Origin of the sequence: Methylobacterium sp. CCH5-D2, from assembly GCF_001556475.1 — a bacterium.
In the GTDB taxonomy this organism is placed as follows: domain Bacteria; phylum Pseudomonadota; class Alphaproteobacteria; order Rhizobiales; family Beijerinckiaceae; genus Methylobacterium; species Methylobacterium hispanicum.
In genome coordinates this window covers 1-22,034 of record NZ_LSIX01000405.1, presented here as the reverse complement: position 1 = coordinate 22,034, position 22,034 = coordinate 1, and the positions used below count along the sequence as shown (strand labels likewise).

25 protein-coding genes and 1 tRNA gene are annotated in these 22,034 nt (G+C 69.0%); 8 read left to right on the top strand and 18 right to left on the bottom strand.

Annotated features, from left to right (window positions below; translation table 11 throughout):
- Positions 1-298: 298 nt before the first annotated feature.
- The 5 genes from AX737_RS33120 to AX737_RS10460 form a co-directional block, all read right to left on the bottom strand.
- Positions 299-604, bottom strand: a complete 306-nt coding sequence (locus AX737_RS33120) for a hypothetical protein (RefSeq protein WP_066921126.1) — start codon at positions 602-604, stop codon at positions 299-301.
- Positions 605-722: 118 nt separating this feature from the next.
- Positions 723-1,610, bottom strand: coding sequence for a cation diffusion facilitator family transporter (locus AX737_RS10475; RefSeq protein ID WP_066921124.1), 888 nt, complete (start codon positions 1,608-1,610; stop codon positions 723-725).
- A 68-nt stretch (positions 1,611-1,678) separates the two neighbouring features.
- Complete coding sequence (locus AX737_RS10470; protein WP_066921122.1) at positions 1,679-2,206, bottom strand: GrpB family protein; 528 nt, start codon at positions 2,204-2,206, stop codon at positions 1,679-1,681.
- Positions 2,196-2,459, bottom strand: coding sequence for a hypothetical protein (locus AX737_RS10465; protein ID WP_066921120.1), 264 nt, complete (start codon positions 2,457-2,459; stop codon positions 2,196-2,198). The genes AX737_RS10470 and AX737_RS10465 overlap by 11 nt, the downstream gene beginning before the upstream one ends.
- 8 nt (positions 2,460-2,467) lie before the next feature.
- A complete protein-coding gene (locus AX737_RS10460; RefSeq protein ID WP_066921118.1) occupies positions 2,468-2,716 on the bottom strand; it encodes a hypothetical protein in 249 nt (82 codons plus the stop codon).
- Between the two features lie 129 nt (positions 2,717-2,845).
- Here AX737_RS10460 and queA point away from each other — a divergent pair, with 129 nt between their 5' ends.
- Together queA and tgt are read left to right on the top strand one after the other, a co-directional pair.
- The gene (queA, locus tag AX737_RS10455) at positions 2,846-3,940 is read left to right on the top strand and encodes a tRNA preQ1(34) S-adenosylmethionine ribosyltransferase-isomerase QueA (RefSeq protein WP_066921116.1); all 1,095 of its coding nucleotides are present in this window, start codon (positions 2,846-2,848) and stop codon (positions 3,938-3,940) included.
- 8 nt (positions 3,941-3,948) lie between these two features.
- A complete protein-coding gene (gene tgt / locus AX737_RS10450; protein ID WP_066921114.1) occupies positions 3,949-5,103 on the top strand; it encodes a tRNA guanosine(34) transglycosylase Tgt in 1,155 nt (384 codons plus the stop codon).
- A 94-nt stretch (positions 5,104-5,197) separates the two neighbouring features.
- Here tgt and AX737_RS10445 read toward each other — a convergent pair whose 3' ends face one another.
- Positions 5,198-6,268, bottom strand: a complete 1,071-nt coding sequence (locus AX737_RS10445; protein WP_066921112.1) for a hypothetical protein — start codon at positions 6,266-6,268, stop codon at positions 5,198-5,200.
- A gap of 137 nt (positions 6,269-6,405) precedes the next feature.
- On the opposite strand from AX737_RS10445, the gene AX737_RS10440 reads away from it, so the two are divergent.
- The 3 genes from AX737_RS10440 (at position 6,406) to AX737_RS33110 (ending at position 8,682) form a co-directional block, all read left to right on the top strand.
- Positions 6,406-6,481 (top strand) — tRNA-Lys (locus tag AX737_RS10440).
- A 332-nt stretch (positions 6,482-6,813) separates the two neighbouring features.
- Complete coding sequence (locus AX737_RS33115; protein ID WP_156453636.1) at positions 6,814-7,656, top strand: hypothetical protein; 843 nt, start codon at positions 6,814-6,816, stop codon at positions 7,654-7,656.
- A 78-nt stretch (positions 7,657-7,734) separates the two neighbouring features.
- A complete protein-coding gene (locus AX737_RS33110; RefSeq protein WP_156453635.1) occupies positions 7,735-8,682 on the top strand; it encodes a hypothetical protein in 948 nt (315 codons plus the stop codon).
- 154 nt (positions 8,683-8,836) lie between these two features.
- Here the strand turns inward: AX737_RS33110 and AX737_RS10435 are convergent, their stop codons facing one another.
- The 4 genes from AX737_RS10435 to AX737_RS33105 all read right to left on the bottom strand — a co-directional run bounded on the left by AX737_RS10435 (position 8,837) and on the right by AX737_RS33105 (position 10,848).
- Positions 8,837-9,061, bottom strand: a complete 225-nt coding sequence (locus AX737_RS10435) for a hypothetical protein (RefSeq protein ID WP_066921110.1) — start codon at positions 9,059-9,061, stop codon at positions 8,837-8,839.
- Between the two features lie 408 nt (positions 9,062-9,469).
- Positions 9,470-9,748 (bottom strand): hypothetical protein, encoded by a 279-nt coding sequence (locus tag AX737_RS10430; protein ID WP_066921108.1) that lies wholly within the window; start codon positions 9,746-9,748, stop codon positions 9,470-9,472.
- Between the two features lie 280 nt (positions 9,749-10,028).
- Positions 10,029-10,256, bottom strand: coding sequence for a helix-turn-helix domain-containing protein (locus AX737_RS10425; protein ID WP_245293423.1), 228 nt, complete (start codon positions 10,254-10,256; stop codon positions 10,029-10,031).
- Positions 10,257-10,290: 34 nt separating this feature from the next.
- A complete protein-coding gene (locus AX737_RS33105) occupies positions 10,291-10,848 on the bottom strand; it encodes a hypothetical protein (protein WP_156453634.1) in 558 nt (185 codons plus the stop codon).
- Between the two features lie 125 nt (positions 10,849-10,973).
- On the opposite strand from AX737_RS33105, the gene AX737_RS10420 reads away from it, so the two are divergent.
- Positions 10,974-12,128, top strand: a complete 1,155-nt coding sequence (locus AX737_RS10420) for a tyrosine-type recombinase/integrase (protein WP_066921104.1) — start codon at positions 10,974-10,976, stop codon at positions 12,126-12,128.
- A gap of 328 nt (positions 12,129-12,456) precedes the next feature.
- Here AX737_RS10420 and AX737_RS10415 read toward each other — a convergent pair whose 3' ends face one another.
- Positions 12,457-12,696: a hypothetical protein gene (locus AX737_RS10415; RefSeq protein WP_066921102.1), complete on the bottom strand. Its 240-nt coding sequence runs from the start codon at positions 12,694-12,696 to the stop codon at positions 12,457-12,459.
- 432 nt (positions 12,697-13,128) lie between these two features.
- On the opposite strand from AX737_RS10415, the gene AX737_RS10410 reads away from it, so the two are divergent.
- Positions 13,129-13,494, top strand: a complete 366-nt coding sequence (locus tag AX737_RS10410; RefSeq protein WP_066921100.1) for a cytochrome c family protein — start codon at positions 13,129-13,131, stop codon at positions 13,492-13,494.
- A gap of 56 nt (positions 13,495-13,550) precedes the next feature.
- Here AX737_RS10410 and AX737_RS10405 read toward each other — a convergent pair whose 3' ends face one another.
- Positions 13,551-14,900: a TAXI family TRAP transporter solute-binding subunit gene (locus AX737_RS10405; protein WP_066921097.1), complete on the bottom strand. Its 1,350-nt coding sequence runs from the start codon at positions 14,898-14,900 to the stop codon at positions 13,551-13,553.
- Positions 14,901-15,109: 209 nt separating this feature from the next.
- Here AX737_RS10405 and AX737_RS10400 point away from each other — a divergent pair, with 209 nt between their 5' ends.
- Positions 15,110-15,355, top strand: a complete 246-nt coding sequence (locus AX737_RS10400; RefSeq protein ID WP_082772978.1) for a hypothetical protein — start codon at positions 15,110-15,112, stop codon at positions 15,353-15,355.
- A 19-nt stretch (positions 15,356-15,374) separates the two neighbouring features.
- On the opposite strand, the gene AX737_RS10395 is transcribed toward AX737_RS10400, so the two are convergent.
- The 6 genes from AX737_RS10395 to AX737_RS33100 all read right to left on the bottom strand — a co-directional run.
- Entirely contained in the window at positions 15,375-16,130 is a 756-nt protein-coding gene (locus AX737_RS10395) for a response regulator (protein ID WP_066921095.1), read from the bottom strand.
- Positions 16,127-18,844 (bottom strand): sensor histidine kinase KdpD, encoded by a 2,718-nt coding sequence (locus AX737_RS10390; RefSeq protein ID WP_066921093.1) that lies wholly within the window; start codon positions 18,842-18,844, stop codon positions 16,127-16,129. The genes AX737_RS10395 and AX737_RS10390 overlap by 4 nt, the downstream gene beginning before the upstream one ends.
- A gap of 21 nt (positions 18,845-18,865) precedes the next feature.
- Positions 18,866-19,471 carry a K(+)-transporting ATPase subunit C gene (locus tag AX737_RS10385; RefSeq protein WP_066921128.1) on the bottom strand — a complete coding sequence of 202 codons (606 nt, stop codon included), beginning with the start codon at positions 19,469-19,471 and terminating at the stop codon, positions 18,866-18,868.
- 78 nt (positions 19,472-19,549) lie between these two features.
- A complete protein-coding gene (gene kdpB, locus AX737_RS10380; RefSeq protein ID WP_066921091.1) occupies positions 19,550-21,640 on the bottom strand; it encodes a potassium-transporting ATPase subunit KdpB in 2,091 nt (696 codons plus the stop codon).
- Between the two features lie 60 nt (positions 21,641-21,700).
- Positions 21,701-21,901 (bottom strand): hypothetical protein, encoded by a 201-nt coding sequence (locus tag AX737_RS10375; protein ID WP_066921089.1) that lies wholly within the window; start codon positions 21,899-21,901, stop codon positions 21,701-21,703.
- Position 21,902: 1 nt separating this feature from the next.
- Positions 21,903-22,034: potassium-transporting ATPase subunit KdpA (locus AX737_RS33100; protein WP_156453632.1), on the bottom strand; the 132-nt coding region annotated here is incomplete at its 5' end.

Here is a 22,034-nt window from a genome sequence, read left to right as displayed (position 1 = left end):
ACCGTCACCAACGCCGACGTGTTCCAGGTCCGCGCCCGCGTCCAGCGCGACTTCTAAGCCTCCCGGCCTCGCCGTGTGGGCGCCCCGGCGCCCACACGGGTCTTCCAAAAGCTTCCGACTTGTTACGAGCCCGGCCGAAAGGTCGGGCTTTTTCCGTGCCGCGCATCGGGGGACAGGCGCGGCACGCTCCTCCGGCCCCACGCCTCCCGGGACGAGCGTGCCGGGATGCACCCGGACCTCGCCCCCATCGGCGGACGCCGGATGCCGGAGCCGCGCCCCGAGGGCGCCGCGGAATCCCTCAGTGGCTGCTGCTGCCGTCGCTGCTGCGCTGCATGCAGCGCCAGCCCGCCAGGCAGCTCGGCTCGTCCGTCGTCGGCACGTAGGCCGGCTCGCTCGATTCGCCGTTGACGTTGAGGCACGCGCCACCATCCGCATGCACGACGTCGTAGGCCGTGTCGCTCGACGCCACGACGACCTCGCGGCCGCGCGCCACCGCCGTCTTGAGCGCTTGGCAGGAGAGCGTCGGTGCAAGCAGCCGATCCTGTGCCGGGACCGGACCGGCGGTGAACGAGAGCAGGCAGGCGGTGAGGACGAGGCGGCGCATGATTCGATGTCTCTGACGGCGATCCCGGCCGAGCCGGGCGATCCGGCATCAGCCATAATTCAACCGGGAAGGGAAATCGCGCTCGCGTGACAATCGTCGGCGGCGTCCCGCGCCACGCTCAGATCACCGGGAGACCGAAACCCTTGGCCTCCTCACCGGGCTCGACGTGGATCGTGACGACCGCGCCGGGGATGTCGGCCTCCAGCGCGCCCTCCATCCGGTCGCAGATCGCATGGGCCTCCCGCACGCTCATCTCGCCCGGCACCACGAGGTGGAAATCGATGAAGGTCGCCTGGCCGGCCGAGCGGGTGCGTACGTCGTGCGCCTCCAGGGCACCCGAACCGTGCCGCGAGATCAGGGCGCGGATCTCCGTGACCATCTCGGGCGGAGCGGCCCGGTCCATCAGACCGTCGATCGATTCACGTACCATGGTCCAGCCCGACCACAGGATGTTGAGTGCCACCAGACCCGCCACGAGGGGATCGAGGACGGGATAGCCCGTGGCGAGCACGGCGCCGAGGCCCGCGAGCACGCCCACCGAGGTGACAACGTCGGCGAGCACGTGGCGCGCATCGGCGATCAGCGCGGGGGAGCGCCACGCCCGACCCCAGCGCAGCAGCGCGACCGCCCAGACCCCGTTGACCACCGTCGCCACGGCGTTGACCGCGAGACCCAGCGCCGGCGCCTCGATCGGCTTCGGCTCCAGGATGCCGTAATAGGCCTCGCGCAGGATCAGCAGCGCCGCCACCGCGATCAGGATGCCCTCGATCACCGCGGAGAAGAACTCCGCCTTGTGATGGCCGTAGGGGTGATCGGCATCCGCCGGCCGGCCGGCCACGCGCAGCGCCACGAAGGCCCCGCAGGCCGCCACGACGTTGATGATGCTTTCCAGCGCGTCCGACCAGAGCGCGAGGCTGCCGGTGAGCCACCAGGCCAGGAACTTCAGCCCGGTGACGGCGAGGCCGATGCCGGCGCTGGCGAGCGCGGCCTTCTGGGTGCGGTTCATGCTGCTGGGTCCGGTTGGGATCCGGGGCGCATACGGGACTCTCGGCCCACAAGGCCACGGCAAAGGTCTTAGCCTGGGCTATCGCCGGGCCGAGCCTCGGCCGGAGCGGCCAGAGCCGCCGCGATGAACGCGTCCTTCGCCGCGCGGTAGGCCGCCATGGGTCGACCGGCATGGGCCTGCTTCAGCGCGTTGTAGTGCCCGGCCAGAGCGCGGTCGATCCGGAGCCGGTCGCGGAAGCGCACGAAGACGTCGAGTTCCGATCCGAGCGCGACGAGCTGGATACCGAGCGGCGGCTCGGTCGCTTCGTCCTGGAAGGCGGCGAAGTCGGCGGTCCGGACGGAGCCGGGATTGTCGGGGTAGCGCCGGCCGAGGACTGCCCGACAGGCAGCGAAGCGGTCGGGCGGGACCCGCACGGCGATGTCGAGATCGCCCTTGCCGAGGCAGCCGGGCACCGCGGTCGCGCCGACATGCTCGATCGTGGCCTCCGCCGGCAGACAGGCCGCGAGTTCCGCTTGGACGGAGGCGAACAGCCGCCATGCGGCGGCGGACGCGGGCCCCGGATCGGCGAGGCGGAGGATCTCGGGCTCACTTTTCATCCGGCGCGGCGGCCGTGGCCACCGGTTCCGGAGAGGGCGCGTCGGGTGGAGCGTTCCCCCGCGCGACCTCGCGGGCGCGGCTGCGCCCGGCCTGAGCGCGGGCCTGTTCGGCTTTTCGGAGGTAGCGCCGCCGTTGCCAGCCGAACCGGGCCTCCGCCGCCAGCGCGTCGAGGCGGGCGGCCTCGCGCTCCCAGTAGCCGACGAGCTGTCCGTCGAGGGTGATCCGGGGCCTGCGCCCGGCAGGCGTCGCCATGGCTCGCCTCACGCCCGCCGAGCCGGCGGCTCGGCCGTCTCGGAGACCACCAGGGCGTCCGGATCGTTGCGAAAGCTCCCGGCCCCTGCATCGGGCACCGGCACGGCCGGCGTGCCGAAGGGCTCGCTGGGATAGGCCTGCGCGAACTTCGCCCGCGCCTCAGCGGCGTCGGCGGCCTTCAGCGCCACCTCGGGCTCATCGGGAAGCGGCCAGCGCGGATCGGCCGGATCGCGCGGGCGCAGCGAGAACCAGGGCATCGGCGGCCTCCCGTCGTGTCCATCCCTGCCGGGCAGGGGCTTCGCCGCAACCCGAACCGCCCCGCTCAAGTTCCGCTGCGCCGGTCCGGGAAATTGATTCGCGCGCGCATTCCGTGCAGGTGGCGCCCGATGCGTGTGGACCTCTTCGATTTCGACCTGCCCGAGACGAGCATCGCGCTGCGACCCGCCGAGCCGCGCGGCTCGGCGCGGCTGCTCGTGGTGGATCCGGGTTCCGGCCTCGCCGACCGCCGTGTGGCCGACCTGCCGGGCCTCCTGCGGCCGGGCGATGCCCTGGTCTTCAACGACACGCGGGTGATCCCGGCGCGCCTGCACGGCCTGCGCCTGCGCCCCGGCGCGCCCGGCCAGCGCATGGAGGCGATGCTGCATCTGCGCGAGGCGCCGGATTGCTGGCGCGCCTTCGCGCGGCCCGCCAAGCGCCTCGCGGCGGGCGACCGGATCCGGTTCGGCACCGGGACGGACGCGGCCTGCGACCTCGCGCAGCTCGACGCCACCGTGGCGGCGAAGGGGGAGGGCGGCGAGGTCGTGCTGCGGTTCGACCTCGCGGGCTCGCTCCTCGACGAGCGGATCGCCGCGCTCGGAATCCTGCCGCTGCCCCCCTACATCGCGGGCAAGCGCCCGGTCGATGAGCGGGACGCGGCCGACTACCAGACGGTCTATGCCCGCGAGCCCGGCGCTGTCGCCGCGCCGACCGCCGGCCTGCACGTCACCGAGGACCTGCTGGCCGCCCTCGACGCCGCCGGCCTCGAACGGCACCACGTCACGCTGCATGTCGGCGCCGGCACCTTCCTGCCGGTGAAGGCGGAGGACACCGCAGAGCACCGCATGCACGCCGAGATCGGACACATCGACGCCGCCACCGCGGACGCCCTCAACGCGGTCCGCGCGCGGGGCGGCCGGGTCGTCGCGGTCGGCACCACGGCCCTGCGCCTTCTGGAGAGCGCCGCAGACGAGACCGGCTGCCTCCACCCCTTCGCCGGCCCGACCGAGATCTTCATCACCCCGGGCTACCGCTTCCGCGCGGTCGACGCCCTGATGACGAACTTCCACCTGCCGCGCTCGACCCTGTTCATGCTGGTCTCGGCCTTCTCGGGCCTCGACACGATGCGGGCGGCCTACGCTCACGCGATCGCTGCGGGCTACCGCTTCTACTCCTACGGCGACGCCAGCCTGCTCTTCCCGGCCGCGCGCACGGACACCCCATGAGCGCATCCATGACCGAGCCCCAGGCCACGCCCGACTTCCGCTTCGCCGTCCACGGCACGGACGGCCGCGCCCGCACCGGCGCGGTCACGATGCCGCGCGGCGTGGTCCGCACGCCGGCCTTCATGCCGGTGGGCACGGCCGCGACCGTGAAGGCGATGTACGCCGATCAGGTGCGCGATCTCGGCGCCGACATCGTCCTCGGCAACACCTACCACCTGATGCTGCGGCCCGGCGCCGAGCGGATGGCCCGGCTCGGGGGCCTCCACCGCTTCATGCGCTGGGACGGCCCGATCCTCACCGATTCCGGCGGCTTCCAGGTGATGTCGCTCTCCGCCCTGCGGAAGCTCGACGAGGACGGCGTCACCTTCCGCTCGCACATCGACGGCACCGCCCACCGCATGAGCCCGGAGCGCTCCATCGAGATCCAGGGCCTGCTCGGCTCCGACATCCAGATGCAGCTCGACGAATGCGTGCGCCTGCCCGCCCCCCCGGAGGCGATCGAGAAGGCGATGCGCCTGTCGCTGCGCTGGGCCGAGCGCTGCCGTGTGGCCTTCGGCGAGCAGGCGGGCAAAGCGATGTTCGGCATCGTGCAGGGCGGCGACATCCCCGAGTTGCGCGTCTCGAGCGCGCGGGCCCTGGTCGATCTCGATCTCAAGGGCTACGCCATCGGCGGCCTCGCGGTGGGCGAGCCCCAGGCCGTGATGCTCGCCATGATCGAGACGGTGGAGCCGCACCTGCCGGCCCACAAGCCCCGCTACCTCATGGGCGTCGGCACACCCGACGACCTCCTGCGCTCTGTCGAGCGGGGCGTCGACATGTTCGACTGCGTGATGCCGACCCGCGCCGGGCGCCACGGCCTCGCCTATACCCGTCACGGCCGGATCAACCTGCGCAACGCCCGCCACGCCGAGGACACGCGGCCCCTCGACGAGGCCTCCGCCTGCCCGGCGGCGCGCGACTATTCCCGCGCCTACCTCCACCACCTCGTCCGTTCGGACGAGATCCTCGGCATGATGCTGCTGACCTGGAACAACCTCGCCTACTACCAGGACCTGATGGCGGGCATGCGGACGGCAATCCGGGCGGGCCGGTTCCTGGCCTTCGCGGAGGAGACCCGCGCGGGCTGGGAGCGGGCTGAGGTCGCCGCCAAGGCCGGAGCCTGAACGCGGATCGCGGCGGCCCGTCACCGGCCAAGCAGGGCTCCGCCCTGCACCCGCGAGAGGCCTGGGGCCTCTCGACACCGCGACCCATCTCGCCTCAGGGGCGGGCGAGCACCCGGTAGAAGCCGTCCGGCGCATCCTCGTCGGTCTCGGCAGCGCGCTTCAGGGCCGCGACGATCCGGTCCGCTACCGGCAGGCGGTAGTGCAGGGCGTCCCAGTAGTTCGCGTCCTCGGTGGTGACCGGGGAGGGAATGCGGAAATCGACGACCAGGGCGCCGCGCGCCCGGCCGATCTCGGCGGCGCGAGCCTTGCACGCCGCCTCGCGCCGGCCGGCCGGCGTGCCGGGCTGCCCCTGCGCCGCGGCGTGGACCGGCATGAAGGCCAGGATTCGCCGCGTCTCGCGCGGCAGGCTCGCGAGCAGCGCGTCGAGCCGGTCGAGCGCGGGCATTCCGCCCTCCGCCGGCTCGGCGGCGGCAGGCGCCGCCGCGTCGGGATCCGCGGCGGTCCCCGCACGGATGTGCGCCCGCGCGCGGGCGAGGTCGTAGGCCGCCTCCGGCGGCGTGAACACCGCATAGCCGTCGGGCCGGATGCGGGCGGGCAGGAGGTGCAGGGCATGCAGCGCCACACCGGCCGCCACTGTCAGTCCCTGCCAGCTCACCTGGTGCCAGAGGCCGCGGGGCGCGCCGGGCGCGTAGAGCCAGTCCGGGAAGGGATGCTGGGTCCGAGCCGGCGGAGCGACGGCACACCACGTCGCGTCGAGCCCGAACAGCACCATCCGGGGCCGCCCCGCGGCGAGGAAGAGCCCGGCGAGGCGCCCCTGCTCGTCGGGCGTCGCCGCGTTGACGGCGAGGTTGGCGAAGCGCCCCCCGAAGGCCGCACCGAGCGCCTCGGGATCCAGCAGGCGGGCCGTCGAGGTTCCGAACACCGCGGCGTCGAAGGCACCGCTGCGGGCGATCTGGGGGTACATGAAGCGCTGATTGCGGTCCATGATAGGGCCGGCCGCCCGGCCGCGCCCTGCTCGCAGGCCGTAGGGATCCAGGGCGGCCACGAGACCCGCGACGGCGAGTCCGACGGCGAGGGCCGCGCCGCAGAAGGCAGCCGCGAAGCCGCGCCACGCCTGCGCGGGCCCGGAGCGGAGAGGCTGGATATCCAGGGCTTCACGGCTCATCCCACCGCCGCTGTCACCGAACCGTGGCGGCGCTGGGGCAAACGGCCAGGCCGCGCCACCTTCCCGGTTGACCCGCCCAGACCGCTCCCCTATTGCGGGCCACGCTTCATCCCCGCGACAGGCGGTGAGACGAACGCGAGCGCGTAGCTCAGCTGGTAGAGCAACGGACTTTTAATCTGTAGGTCCTGGGTTCGAGCCCCAGCGCGCTCACCACAGATTTCGCCCGTCAGGTCAATGACTTGGCGGGCTTTTTCATGCCTGAACAAGCCGAGAACCGTGTTGCCAGGAGCTGCAACACGCACCCTGTTTCTACAATGGGTTACGCCAGGTCGTTGGCAGGTCCACGCAACACGAGCGCAACGTGGAACGGGTCTCAGCGGCCGATGTGAGGTCGTGGAAAAGCTTCGCGCTGAGTGGGGCTGCGGCAGGGTCGAAGCTCATCGCAGGTACCGCAAACCTGTGGACAATCAGCCTTCCAGCACCGGTAACAAACTGCCTGCCCAGCTTGTCGCGGTTAGGCTTCACCGCTCGAACGCGTTCAGGCGATGTCAACGCAAGCCATTCTGCAACCGAAACGGCCGAAGCGAACCGCCTTGCTGGTCGGAGACTTCGATGGCTCCGAGCTATCGCATTTCCGAACCGAAATTCGGCGGCGATACGACCTAGGTTTTGTCCATCGCAAATCGACCGATAAGATCCGGGACAAGGACGCCGAACTTACCGGCGCCTTTGTTATGGTCAGCTACTACGATGTCGAGTACCTTAATCAACTTCAGATATTCTGTAAGAATAACGGCCCCTTATTCATATATGCTTTTGATTATGATTTTTCCGAACAAAAGGCGAAACACTGCCTCACGCTTCCTTATATAAAGTATCGGAGATACAATAGGAATCCCGAAACGGTCATATCCGTATTCGGTGAATTTGCGGCTGACATTAGAGAAATTGACAGCATATCGGACAAGGCACTCAGCCATAAGCATGCAGAGTACAGCGCTCTTGGCTGCCGCATAGAGAATGCGGCTCTTGCCATCCGATCGCTGGGTCTAAATTCAACTTCTGACATCATAGCCGAATTGGAGGATATTGCTTCCGCGCTGTCGGATGAAAACTCCGTAAGACCTCGCCAAAAGTTCGATCCCCGGCATGAGGCAAAGCGCGCCCTATACATACTATCGAAATTGTTTGACCATATCGAGAATAGTCGCATGGCCTCTATTATTATATCTGGAGCTGTAACGTCGGTAGTGGCAGATGTTGGGTGGTCTGGAGTTGCTTGTCAAACTGTTTGCCTCGCCTCATGGCACGGCAAAGATGCTTTCATGAAAGCTATCGACCGCCTACCAAGTTTCGCAGGCCCTCGATCAAAAAAGATCGAGAAGTAGCGGCTCGCCTCATCTGTAAAACAAATCAACACGCTGGAAATTGAAATGCCTCGTCGCCGACTATATTCTGTTACTTATATGAACAAGATGATTCTTAGTTCGATATTCAAAACACTGGTGCAACAATCGGATAAAACTTCCGTCGAAACAGTACGAAGTGTAGAGACCATGATATGGGCTGCCGTCGCCATAATCCCGGCGGTAATATTCGGCAAAATGTATTTTTACAGCCCGACAAAAATACTCGATTGGTACTCACAACATCCCTTCTGGGGGATGTATACAGCCTTGGCTTTATTAATGCCGCTGCTCTCCCTTATAGTTTTCGGAGGTTTTCCTTTCGAACTTATTAGAGCTAGGCGTATTGCTGAGCGGAATGCGCTTGTCGCCGTAAGGGAGATGCCTGGAAAAGGGGCGGGAGACGCGGAGAGGCGTGCCAGCTTGTTTCGCGCCATGTCATCGTCGGAAATAACCGCCATTGAAGCCTCTCAAAATCTTGATCCTAGGGAATTACTAGCATACTACGCCTTCAAGTCGTCAAACACTGCGGCCGATATATATCGCAGATCCAGTATATACTTATTTGTTGGGGTCACTATTGCAGCATCCGGACTCTTGTTTTTATACTTTCGAACAGTCGACTTGCCAAACGAACTAGACCTGCTGAGCAGATTAGTCATATTAGCACCAACCTTGGGCGTTCTATTTTTTATAGAATTTGTGGCTTTCTTTTTTCTTCGGCAACATCGAGTGTCTATGGAAGAATTTAGGTATTTCGAGCAGATAAAGCGTAATAGGGAGGAAAATCTGCTTATTTTGAAAATGTATGCAGAGAATAAATCTGTTGTCTCTACCGCTGAAGTACTGAAGGCAATGGCCTTCTACTCTAGCCCTCCCGCTATCGCTAACGGCACAACCACCGAAATGTTAGAAAATCGCAAGCTGCTGAAAGATGAAACGGAAATATTTGAACGAATAATAAATGCTGCAACTGCTTTCAGGAATAATGAACGGATCAAAAAATGAAATCAAAAGCGATAGCTATAGATCTTTTGCCTCATGATAGCAGGTGGTAACTCTACATTTGCGCCGCCATATCCTGCTGTGAATGATCTATCAGACTGCGGCGCAGTGGGTAAGTGCAGTGTCTACTTCTGATTCTCGTTGTGGGGAGAGTGCATTATGCGCGTTTGCCCGCCGGGCGGTCCAACTCCGCATCCTGCATTGCACCTCCTGCTCTGCAGCACAGCAGCGTGCTGTCCCAGGACGTGCCACCGACGCCCTCCACCCTTTCAGCTGTCACCATCGGGTCGCGGCGGGAAGCGTGCACGATCCGGCTCACCTCGGCGACCACCTCAGCCTCAATGTCCGCCGGCAGTTCTGGTGGGATGGTCATGATGACCATACCCTCACCCGGCGGACGATGGCTGTTGAGGCCGGGCGCTCAGGCCTGCGGCCGGGCCGGCGGCAGCGCGCCGAAGTCCTCCGGCCGAAGCGGACGTGGCGGCCTGGATCCCAGCGCCAGGGCATGGGGCAGCGCCTGAGCCGCAGTCGGGGCAGCCACTGGCGGAGGCGGGGTGGGCTCGGGCTGTCGCCAGCCTTCTGATGTCTGCCAGCCGAAAGGCTGCGCGGCCTCGCCGAGTTTTCCAGTCCAGAGGAAAATTCTGAACGGTATCTATTGGCGCCGCCGTGTCGGCGCGGTATGTAGACGGAGCTTTCTCAAGCAAACCTGAACCGGTTTCTGAAGGGCGGTTGTTCCCAGCGACCGCCCTTCGCCGTTCCAGATGCGCTCCGCCCCGGGCTGGGGCTGTGATCATCCGATGCTCCCCTCCGTGTTCGTAGCCGCAGTCAGGGCAGCACGAAGTTCGTCCAAGGCGCTCTTCACCGCGGTGCCGGCCGCCTCCTCCAACTTCGTGAGGTCGACCGTGCCGAGAGACCGCATGGCTGCCTCCGACGCGTGGATCAGAAGGAAGGCCGCTGCCATCGCCCGGCCGTCCCGTGGGTTCGTGTCCTCGTCCAGCACAGCGAGCACGCGGTGCTTTGCGTCGCGGATGAAGTAGTCGGTGGTCCACCGCATTGGGTGTTCGCTCATCCGGCCTCGGATCGTGCTCGGCACGTAGGACCAGGGCCCCGGTGCGCTCGTCAGATCTGAGGGGCGGCGAAGAAGCGCCTGATGGTCGGCAGCCATCATTGACCCTCTCCCGATTTTGAGAGGGCTGCCGCAGCGGCCCGACGTGAGGGGAAGCTGCCGACCTTGTTGCCGTCAGCATCGAAGGCGATGGCGCCTCCAGCAGTCCCGCGGATGAAGCCGATGCACACCCGGCCGGCGTAGACGGCTTGATCGCCGCGAACGGTGCCTGGACGGGAAGCACTCACGCTGCGCTCTCCTGCCGCTCGATCCACGCCAGGATGGTGCTGCGCCGGGCGTGTACCCGCCCACCGAGCCTGAACGTCGGCAGCTCCTTCTTCGAAATCGCGTGGTAGATCCGGCGGACGTTACCCTCGCGCCGGCCCTCGGTCTCGCCGTAGATCACCACAGCGATGTTCTCGGCGCCCACGATCACCGGGTCGTCAGACAAGCCGGTATCGTTCGCGCCCATGGGGCGCGTTGCATCATTTGCCATTTGAGTGCTCCTAACCTGCGATTAAGCTAGCAACGTTTTGCAACGTTACATGTGAGATAACGGTCTCGTCCGACCTATCGGGACCATCCCACCTAGGTCCCGAATCGCTATCTCCATACTTTACTGATATAGTCTCTGGCACCCCGTCGAATTGTGGATGCATCGTTATTTCTACTAGCGGATACGGCTTGAAGAACCGCACGAAAGTCGCGCCGGGAATTTTGTTGCGCCCTTCCTCCGCCATCATCCGCAAAATGACCTCGAAGTCAGAGCCGAAAGTCGATCCCTGAGCGCCCACGCCCACAAAGTCGGCTCCTTCGGACGCCATTGGACGCAAGTTTCTGTAAATCGTCACCCCGGACGCGACTTCCTTCGCTAAGGCGCATCCATTCACCGCAATCAAAAGATTCGCGGCATCCTTAAAAGACATCTTTGCTGCCGATCTACCTCGGCCGCCCTGAGTAATCAGGCCAGCCTCACGAGCGTGTCGGGCGAAGATGCCAACGGATACAGGCTCGATGCCTTCGACGCCTGCAACGGCCTGAACCATCTCGCTCAGCAGTGCCATGGATCAGATCCGCTCATATGAAATAGCTTCCGATGGTTGACGGGTCAAGCCCCATCTGACTTTATATCTGAAGGGTGCATCGAGCGTGAACCCTATGCGCGATTTTCGGAATCAAGGTGGCTGTGATGGCATCGATACGAAAGCGGGTCCTGCCGAGCGGGAAGACCGCCTGGCTGGCCGGGTACGTGGACGGGGCGGGCAAGCGGCGCTTCCGCCAATTCCCGACGCGCAAGGAGGCGGACGCCTTCCTCACGGCGGCGCGGGCGCAGGTAGCCGCCGGGACGCACACACCAGACAGCGTGTCGCTCACCGTCGCTGAGGCGGCCGATCTGTGGATCCGGAGGTGCGAGCGCGACAAGCTCGAACGGACGACGGTGGAGCAGTACGGCACGCACGTGCGGCTTCACATCGTCCCGCGGATCGGGGCTGTGAAGCTCTCCCGCCTGACGGCGCCCTTGGTGAACGAGTTCGTGGACCAGCTGCTGACGGCCGGCCGCTCGCGGGAGCTGTGCCGCCGCGTGCTCATCAGCTTGTCGAGCATCGTTACGGAGGCGCAGCGGCGCGGGCTGGTGGCCGTGAACAACGTGCGCAGCGCCAAGACCGTGAAGCGCTCGAGCCGCGAGGACACCCGGCCGGTGATGCCGACGAAGGCCGAGCTCAAGGCGCTCATCGACGCCTGCCCCGAGCGTTCGCGCCCGCTGCTCCTCACGCTGCTGTTCACCGGCCTCCGGGGCTCAGAGGCGCGCGGGCTCACCTGGCAGCACGTGGACCTCAGGCAGGGCGTGGTGCACGTGCGCCAGCGAACGGATCGGTTCAACGCCTTCGGGCCGCCGAAGAGCAAGGCAGGCCTCCGGGATATCCCGCTGCCGCCGACGCTGCTCCGCGAGTTGAAGGCCTGGAAGCTGGCGTGCCCGATCGGGCCCCTTGGCCTCGTCTTCCCGACCACGGCCGGCACCATCCAGGGGCATGCGAACATCCTGCATCGCTGGTTCTGGCCGCTTCAGGTCACGGCCGGCGTCACGGTGCTGAAGGACGGCAAGGACGAGGAGGGGAGGCCGGTCAAGGTGCCAGTGGCGAAGTACGGCCTCCACGCCCTGCGGCACGCCGCGGCGGCGCTCTGGATCGACCAAGGCCTCAATCCGAAGCGCGTGCAGAGCCTGATGGGCCACGCCTCCATCGCTCAGACGATGGACCGGTACGGCTACCTCTTCGAGGCGCGGGAGGACGAAGCGGCGATGCTGGCCGGCGTCGAGCGCGGTCTGATCGGGGAGGCTACCTGACGCCGCGGAGAGCGTCGTAAGGCTATGTGAGCGGGCGTAGACATGCTGCCCAAGCAACACGAAGCGCAACACGCGCCGAATATGCCTGATCTGCCAAGCACCTGATCAGGTCTTTTAATCTGTAGGTCCTGGGTTCGAGCCCCAGCGCGCTCACCACAGATTTCACTCGCTGAACGAGGGACTTGTCGGGTTCCGCATTCTTCGGACCTGGACCGGGCCGAGCTCCGCCGTCGGGCTTCGCTAAGCGCCCGACGGCCTTCGCCGACCGATCGGGATCCCGGCGTGCGTGTGCGAGAGGCTGCGCTGCGAGCCCTATCCCGACACGATCTCAGTACCGTATGGCTCCCGCGGCATGGTTCTCGAAGGGGAGCTCCGCCGTCGCCCGGACGGGGTCGGCGGGCCCGACATGCGCGAGGGCGAGCGCCAATCCGCCGAGTGCGACAAGGCAGAGCAGGCCGAAAAGGGCGAAGGTCACGCGCTCCGGCCTGTGACGCTGACCGTGGATGAGCGCGCAACCCACCGTGAACGCGGCGGCTTCGACGAACGGTATGGCCAGAGCCAGCGTCATGTCGGATCTCCGCAGGTTCGGGCGTCCGGGCGATGGAAGCTCCACATCGTTGCTGTACCGCGCCTCGTCCTGCGCCACCACGGCGACGTTCCGAGCGGGCAGGTGGGCGCATCGGGACTGATTATTGAACGGCGTCCACATCCGAGGATGACGGAACAGCACGACGACGCCGGGATCGCACGCGGCCGCGCAACTGTGTCGGTCGCGCGCGTATCATTCCTGCGGCCACGTGAGCCCGATGGCGTGACGCCCACTCCCGGTCTGCCGCCGTCCTGCTCGGCAGGCTTCTTCTCTCCCAGGTCCTGCACCCGGATCCCGCGACCCCGGGGGCGCCCCCACCTACACGAACGCGTGAGATCGGCGCGCAGGACCTCTGGTCGCGGCGGACCGCTGCCGTAGTTTCGGAGATGGAATAAACGACGGGAGGAAAACGTGCGATCACCCATCCTTGGCGCAGCCCTGCTGCTTCTGCTTCCTGTCTCGGCCGATGCGCAGGACGCGGGCGATCCGGCAGCCGGCGAGAAGGCCTTCGCCCCGTGCAAGGCGTGCCACAACTTCGAGAAGAACGGCGTCGGGCCGGACCTCAAGGGCGTCGTCGGCCGAAAGGCCGGAACCTATGAGGGCTACAGCTACTCCGCGGCGCTCAAGAATTCGGGCCTCACCTGGGACGAGGCCAATCTGCACGAGTGGCTGAAGGATCCCAAAGCCAAGGTCCCCGGCACGAAGATGATCTTCCAAGGCATCAAGGACGACAAGAAGATCAACGATGTGATCGCCTATCTGAAATCGAAGAGCTGAAGGCGGGAGCGGCATACGAAGGCCCGCGCGGCCTGTGCCAATGGACAGCGCGGGCGTCACCCGGTGCCGGCGCGCGCACGCCCGACCGTCGAGCGCGCGGCCTCGATCGCCACGTTGGCGGCCGCAAGGGTACGGGGCTCGGTCGGCCGGTTGAGGGCGTGTCGCGCGATGCTGGCGGCGAGATCGTCCACCTCGCCCGCCATGCCCTCCAGGCGCGCGCGGTCCGTCTCGCGGCGCGCCTCGGAGCGCAGTTCGAGCAGGCGTGCCGTCGCCACCTCGATCCGCTCCCGGCGGATCCGCCCGAGCCGTTGCCGCAGCCAAGCGGCCGTCGAGCCGACGCCGCCGGCCAGGATCGCCACGAGGTAGATCCAGCTCTCGTAGCGCTCGATGAAGGTCTCCTGCTCGCGCTCGTAATAGTCGATCGCGCCCGGGTGGATCGGCAGGCGCGCGCTGGTGGCGTCCGCCGTGTCCTCGTAGGCGGGGTGCGTGACGTCCTCGGCGGCGGGAACGGTCTCGGCGAGCGCCGCGCGCATCTCGAACAGGTGCTGGGTGACCTCGGCGGCGAGGCTGCGGGAGAGGTCGGCGCGCGCCATCAGGCGGTAGGAGGAGCCGACCGTCGCGACATCCTCGGCCGGCAGGCGCGGGTTGCCGCCGAAGAGGGCCGCCGGGACCGTGACGGGCTGCAGGCGCGGCCAACGCGCCAGCACCGCGGCGGCGTCCGGCACCCCGATCAGCGTGACCTCCCCGTCGGGGCTCGCCGCCCGGACATGGTCGACGAGCCGTCTCGCGGCCGGGGAGGTGGGTGTCGTCACGAGCACCAGGGCGTCGATCCGTCCCGCGCCGAGCGCCGCCGCGACGTCGGCCTCCGCCACCGGGACGAGCGCGACGGCCGTCTGCGGGGCGCTCCCGCTCGCCGCCTCCGTCAGGAGTTCGAGCCCGTGATGGGCGGCGAGGTCGCCGACGAGCGTCCTGTCGGCGGTCCGGCTCGCCAGCATGCCCAGGCGCCTGCCCGCGAGGTCCGGGACGCCCTTGATGCCGGAGGCGGCGGGGGCCGCCACGAACGCCGCGAGTTCGCGCAGGACCGCCAGCGTCAGGCCATTGCCCGGCATCGCGACGTCCGGGCGGACCACCGCCAGATCGGCCTTGCCGGCCTTGAGCGCCTCCGCGCTCTCGCGCACCCCGGCGAAGGGCAGGACCTTCAGCCGGATCCCGAGCCTCCGGCGGGCGAGTTCGTCGGCGTAGGCGCGCAGCAGGGCGGGCTCCGTGCCCCCCTCCGGGGCGACCGCGATGGTGAGCGTCGTGGGCCGCGTCACCTGAAACGCCGTGAGAGCGCCGAGCACCAAGAGGACAGCCAGCCCCAGCGGAAGAAGGGCCTCGCGGCCGACAGGCAATGCCAACTTACGCAACGCGCGCTCCCGCTCGCTGCGGCCCGATGCGGCCGCGTGGTGTCCAGATGGGCGACACGGCATCGCTTCCCAGGGTGCCGGGTCTCCATCGCCCGAAGATCCTGATGCGATACTGATGGGAAGGGCGCCCGCGCCCGCTCGCATCCTAACGCGACTCGGCAGAGCTTCGTGGCGCGGTCCCAGGCGACCGCGCGAACCCCGGACAGCCGATGCCTCCCGTCATCCAGGCCGCGCCCGCGCAGACCGGCGCCCAACCTGCCGATCCCGCCCCGGCCGACGCCCGGTTCGTCGTCGGCCAGGACCCGGAGGGCCGCTGGGTCGCGTTCGAGGTCCACGGGCGCGCCGGCGGCCTGTTCCGGAGCCGGCGGGACGCGATCGATTACGCCGAGGACGAGACCGGACACCGGCCGGACGCCGTGCGCCTGTCCGGGGAGCGCGTCGCGCTGCGCCTGTGAGAGCGCCCGCCCCGCGCCGTCACGCATCCGGTCCCGGGGCTCCTCCCGGGACCGGCGCGGCGCGGTCGGCCGGTCGTGCGTCTCGGCCCGGCTCGTCGTCGGGCGCCCGCAGGCGGTAGCCGACGCCGGTCTCGGTCAGGAGGATGCGCGGGCGCTCGGGGTCGACCTCCAGCTTCTGCCGGAGCTGGCGCATGTAGACGCGCAGGTATTGCGGCTCGGAGGAGGCCGAGACCGCCTGCATGAGCTGGGCGTGGGTCAGCACCTTGCCGGCGTGCAGCACGAGGACGCGCAGGAAGTCGTACTCGCGGGGGGTGAGCTTCACCACGTCGTCCCCGACCTTCACGATGCGCCGGACCAGATCGACGGAGAGGCCGTCGATCCGGAAGACCGGGCGCTCGCCCTGCACGGCGAGCTGGTGGCGGAGCGCCGCGCGCAGCCGCGCCAGGAGTTCGGCCATGCCGAAGGGCTTCGTCACGTAGTCGTCGGCGCCGAGATCGAGCGCCTCGACCTTGCCGCCCTCGTCGTCGCGGCTCGACAGCACCACGACGGGCAGGGCGGGGTGGCCCGCCCGGATGGCGCGCAGCAGGTCGTGCCCGCGCATGTCGGGCAGGCCGAGGTCGAGGATGACGAGGTCCGGGCTCTGCCGGGCGAGCAGGTCCAGGGCGGCGGCGGCGCTCGCCGCCTCCACGATGGCGTAGCCCTGGGTCGAGAGCCCGGTGCGCAGCAGCTTGCGGATCGGGGGCTCGTCGTCGATGACGAGGACGGTCGGGCTCATGCGGCGAGATCCCCTGGCACGGTCCGGGCCGGAACCGGCAGCGTGACGGTGAAGACGGCGCCGGTCCGATCCGGCCGGTTGGCCGCGGTGACGGTGCCGCCCATCGCCTCGACGAAGCCGCGCGCGATGGCGAGACCGAGGCCCGTGCCGGCCCGGACCCGGTCGCCCAGGCGCACCCGGTAGAACTTGTCGAACACCCGCTCGACGTCGCCCTCGGGCAGGCCGGGCCCCTCGTCCAGGACCTCGATGCGCACGCGGCGGCCCTCCATTCGGGCGCGGACCGTAACCATGGTTCCTTCGGGCGCGTACTTGGCGGCGTTGTCGAGCAGGTTGACCAGCACCTGCTCGAACAGCACGGGGTCGAGCCGGAGCGTCGGCAGGTCCGGTGCGACCGCGACCGAGACCCGGTGCCCGGCGAGCACGGCCTCGACCCGGCGCAGGGCGGTGTCGACGGTCTCGGCCACGTCCTGCGCCGAGAGGTTCGGGGCGACGGCGCCCGCCTCCAGGCGGGTCATGTCGAGCAGGTTGACGATGAAGCGGTTGAGCCGCTCCGCCTCCGCGATGATGGTTGCCAGGAGATCCGCCTTCGCTTCCGGCGCGAGCGCCGCATCGAGGTCGCGCAGGGTGCTGGCGGAGCCGAGCACGGAGGCCAGCGGGGTGCGCAGGTCGTGGCTGATCGAGGTGAGCAGGGCCTGCCGGAGCCGGTCGGTCTCGGCAGCGCGCTCGGCCCGGTCGAGATCCTCCACGAGGCGCACGCGCTCGATGGCGAGCGCGCCCATGTCGGCCAGGGCATCGAGGAGGCGGCGGCCCTCCGGCGTCAGGATCGGCCCCGTGCCGTCCGCGTCGAGGCCGATGACCCCGATGGTGCCGCGCCCCGTGCGCATCGGCAGGAACAGGCGCCGCGCGCCCGGCAGGGTGTCGGCGGCGCGGCCCGCCGGGCGGTCGTTGTCGAAGGCCCATTGGGCGGCCGCGAGGTCGGCCTCGTCCAGCCTGTCCTCGGGCGGGTAGCCGGCCCGCACGGTGACGGCGGCGCCCTCGGGCAGCAGCAGGACGACCCGGACCCGCAGCATGGTGGCGACCTGCGCGGAGGTGGCCCAGAGCACGTCGTCGAGCGTCCCGCAGGCCGCGAGCTTGCGCGAGAAGCCGAAGAGCCGCTCCGTGGAGCGGGCGCGGGCCTGGGCGACCACCGCGACCGCGCGCGCCCGGGCGGCGAGGTTCGAGACCAGCACGGCGACCAGCGTGAAGAGCAGAAAGGCCGCGATGTTGGTCGGGTCGGCGATGGTGAAGGTGTAGACCGGCGGCAGGAAGAAGAAGTTGTAGGACAGCGAGGCGGCCAGGACCGCGGTGAGCGAGGGGCCGAGCCCCCACCGGACCGCGACGGCCACCACGGCGGTGAGCAGCATGAGGTCGGCGTTCTCCACGCCCGTATAGGGCTGGAGCAGCACGGCGAGGCCGAGCCCGGCACCCGTCGCGGCGAGAGCCAGGGCATAGGCGCGCGTCTCGAAGGCCCGGCGCGGCGGCGCGGTCGCCACGGACCGGCGCGGCGCCGCCTCCGGCGCGACGGCCTCTCCGGGAACGACATGGACGCTGATGTTGCCGCTGCGCCGCACGAGGTCGTGCACGACCGAGCCGTTGACGAGTTCGAACAGCCAGGAACGCGTCGCCTTGCCCACCACGACATGGTTGACGTTGGCCGAGCGGGCATAGGCCAGGATGTCGTCGGCGATGCGCCGGCCGCCCGGCAGGGTCATGGCGTCCCCGCCGAGCCGGTCGGCGAGGCGCAGGACCTCGGCGATCCGGTCGCGCTGGCCCTCGCGCAGGGATGCGGCGCGCGGTCCCTCGATGGAGAGCGCCGTCCAGGGAGCGTGCAGCCGATCGGCCAGCCGCTTGGCGTAGCGCACGAGGCCGGCCGAGCGCGGGTCCTCGCTGACGCAGACGAGGACCCGCTCGCCCGCCGCCCAGGGCCCCGGGATCGCGTTCGCCCGCATGTGCCCGAGGAGTTCGTCGTCCACCCGGTCCGCGGTGCGCCGGAGGGCGAGCTCGCGCAGGGCCGTGAGGTTGCCGCGCGAGAAGTAGTGCCCGAGCGCCCGCTCGGCGTCGGCGGGCAGGTAGACCTTGCCGGCCTTCAGGCGCTCGACGAGGTCGTCCGGGTTGAGATCGACCACCTCGATGTCGTCGGCCCGGTCGAGCACCCCGTCCGGCACCGTCTCGCGCACCCGGATGCGGGTGATCGCCGCCACCACGTCGTTGAGGCTCTCGACGTGCTGGATGTTGAGCGTGGTGAGGACGTCGATGCCGGCGTCGAGCAGTTCCTCGACGTCCTGGTAGCGCTTCGGGTGGCGAGAGCCCGGCGCGTTGGTGTGGGCGAGTTCGTCCACGAGCGCGAGTTGCGGCCGGCGGGCCAGCAGCGCGTCGAGGTCCATCTCCTGCAGGACCGTGCCGTGATAGCGCACCGGCCGGCGGGCGACGACCTCGAAGCCGTCGAGCAGGGCCTCGGTCTCGGCCCGCCCGTGCGTTTCCACCACCCCGACGACCACGTCCGTGCCGGCCTTCAGCCGGGCCCGGCCGACCGTCAGCATCTCGTAGGTCTTGCCGACGCCGGGGGCGGCGCCAAGGAAGACCTTGAGCCGTCCGCGCGTCCGCTCCTCCCGGCGGGCGGCTTCGAGCAGCGCGTCGGGCGAGGGGCGGTTGGGGTCGCGGCCGGTCTCGGGCATGCGCGATCCTATCCCAGAGGGTCAGCGGCGGGCGAGATCGTCCAGGGCCAGATTGAGCGCCAGAACGTTGACGCGCGGCTCCCCGAGCAGACCCAGCGTGCGGCCCCGGACCTGCCCGGCGACGAGCGCGCGGAGCCTGTCCTCCGGCAGGCCGCGGGCCCGGGCGACGCGCGGCACCTGGAAGAGGGCGGCGTCCGGCGTGACGTCGGGGTCGAGCCCCGAGCCGCTCGCGGTGACGAGATCGACCGGCACCGCTGCGTCCGGGTTCTCCGCCCTCAGCGCGTCGCGCTCGGCCCGCACGCGCTCGGCGAGCGCGGCGCTGGTCGGCCCGAGGTTCGAGCCCATCGAGTTCGCCGCGTTGTAGGGAGCCGCCACGGTCTTCGACGCATCGGCCGGGTCGGGCGCCGTCGTGGCCGAGGGCCGGCCATGGAAGTAGCCCGCGCCGGTGAAGCTCTGGCCGATCAGGCTCGATCCGACCACCTTCCCGTCCCGGGTGATCAGGCTGCCGGCGGCCTCGGCGGGAAAGATCGTCCCGGCGAGACCGGTGACGGCCAGCGGGTAGGCGAGGCCGGTGAGCGCCGTCAGGGCGACGAGCAGGATGAGGGCGGGACGGAGCGGATTCGACATCGGCAGGCGATTCGCCATGGGTTGCGGATCGGACATGGGTTGCGGGTTGGACATGGCAGGTCTCCCAGGACCGTTCGTTCAGGCGAGGTGGAGGGCGGTGACGGCGAGGTCGATGACCTTGATGGCCACGAAGGGCACGAGCACGCCGCCGAGGCCGTAGACGAGGAGGTTGCGGCGGAGCAGCGCGGCGGCGCCGACCGGCCGGTAGGTCACGCCCCTCAGGGCCAGCGGGATCAGCGCCACGATGACGAGGGCGTTGAAGATGATGGCCGAGAGGATCGCGCTCTGCGGCGAGGCGAGACCCATGACGTTGAGCGCCTGGAGCTGGGGATAGAGCGAGAGGAACATCGCCGGGATGATGGCGAAGTATTTCGCTACGTCGTTGGCGATGGAGAAGGTGGTGAGCGCCCCCCGGGTCATCAGCAACTGCTTGCCGATGCCGACGATCTCGATGAGCTTGGTCGGGTCGCTGTCGAGGTCCACCATGTTGCCGGCCTCGCGGGCCGCCACCGTGCCTGTGTTCATGGCCACGCCCACATCGGCCTGGGCGAGGGCCGGCGCGTCGTTGGTCCCGTCGCCGCACATGGCGACCAGCTTGCCCTCGGCCTGCTCGCGGCGGATCAGCGCCAGCTTGTCCTCCGGGGTCGCCTGGGCGAGGAAGTCGTCGACCCCGGCCTCGGCCGCGATCGCCGCCGCGGTCATTGGGTTGTCGCCGGTGATCATCACCGTGCGGATGCCCATGCGGCGCAGTTCCGCGAAGCGCTCCCGGATCCCGCCCTTCACGATGTCCTTGAGGTAGACCACCCCGAGGAGGCGGTCGTCCTTCGTCACGGCCAGGGGCGTGCCGCCGGCCCGGGCGATCTCTTCCGCGATGGCGCGGATCTCGATCATGGCCTCGGTCTCGACGGCCGGGCGGTAGGCGAGCGCCGCGCCGGAGCCGCGCGTCGCCGTCGGCTGCCCGGTAAGGGACGCGATGACGGCATCGACCGCGCCCTTGCGGATCGAGGCGCCGTCCAGATCGACCCCCGACATCCGCGATTGCGCGGTGAAGGGCACGAAGGCGGCGTTCAGGCCGGCCATGTCGCGGGCTCTGATGCCGTAGCGCTCCTTGGCGAGCACCACGATGGAGCGGCCCTCCGGCGTCTCGTCGGCGAGCGAGGCGAGTTGCGCGGCGTCGGCGAGATCGTGCTCGGAGACCCCGCGGACAGGGCGGAACTCGGTGGCCTGGCGGTTGCCCAGCGTGATCGTGCCGGTCTTGTCGAGGAGCAGCGTATCGACGTCGCCCGCCGCCTCCACGGCGCGGCCCGACATGGCGAGCACGTTGAAGCGCACCAGCCGGTCCATGCCGGCGATGCCGATGGCGGAGAGCAGCGCGCCGATGGTCGTCGGAATCAGCGTGACGAAGAGGGCCACCAGCACGGCGACCGGGATCGACCCGCCCGCATAGCTCGCGAAGCTCGGGATGGTCGCCACCGCGAGGACGAACACGATGGTGAGGCCGGCCAGCAGGATGTTCAGCGCGATCTCGTTCGGGGTCTTCTGGCGCGCCGCACCTTCGACCAGCGCGATCATGCGATCGACGAAGGTCGAGCCGGCCGCGGCCGTGATGCGGACCCTGATCTCGTCCGACAGCACCTGCGTGCCGCCGGTCACCGCCGAGCGGTCGCCCCCCGACTCGCGGATGACGGGGGCCGACTCGCCGGTGATGGCGGCCTCGTTGACGGAGGCCACGCCCGCGACGACCTCGCCGTCGGACGGGATCAGGTCGCCGGCCTCCACCAGGACGACGTCGCCGACCTTGAGGCTCGTGCCCGGCACGGTCTCGTAGGCCCGGCCGGGCCCGGTGAGGCGCTTGGCCGTCATCTCCGTGCGGGTGCGCCGGAGGCTGTCGGCCTGGGCCTTGCCGCGGCCCTCGGCCAGCGCCTCGGCGAAGTTGGCGAACAGCAGGGTGAACCAGAGCCAGAGGACGATCTGGCCGGAAAAGAGCAGGTCGGATCCGCCGGCGGCGAGGTCGCGCACGAAGAGCAGGGTGGTCAGCGCCGCCACGACCTCGACCACGAACATGACCGGGTTGCGGATCATGACGCGCGGGTCGAGCTTCCTGACGGAGCCGAAGAGGGCGGGCCCGACGAGGGCAGCGCCGAGGAGCGATGAGGTCTTGCGGGACATGGGTTCGCGTGTCCGAGGAAGGGTGGGCGGCCCGGCGCCCGGCACCGGGCCGCGGTCGGGTCAGGCGGCGCTCGCGCCGGCGGTCAGCGCGAGGGCCGCAAGCAGGGCGAGGCCGCCGAGGAGCACGACACCGAGGAGCGCAAGCACGAGGTCCGAGGTGCGCAGGGGCTTGATCCCGGAACCGTGCGCGCGGTGCCGGGCCGTCCGGTGCGGCAGCAGGTGATGGCGCGGCAGGCGCCGGGAGGGGATGGCACGCGGCATCTCAGCCTCCCGTCGCGAAGGTCTGGCCCGCCGCCCCGGCGAGGTGCTCGACCACGGGGCCGAGCGCCAGCGCGGGGAAGAAGGTCAGGCCGCCGATGATCAGCACCACGCCAACCAGCAGGCCGACGAAGAG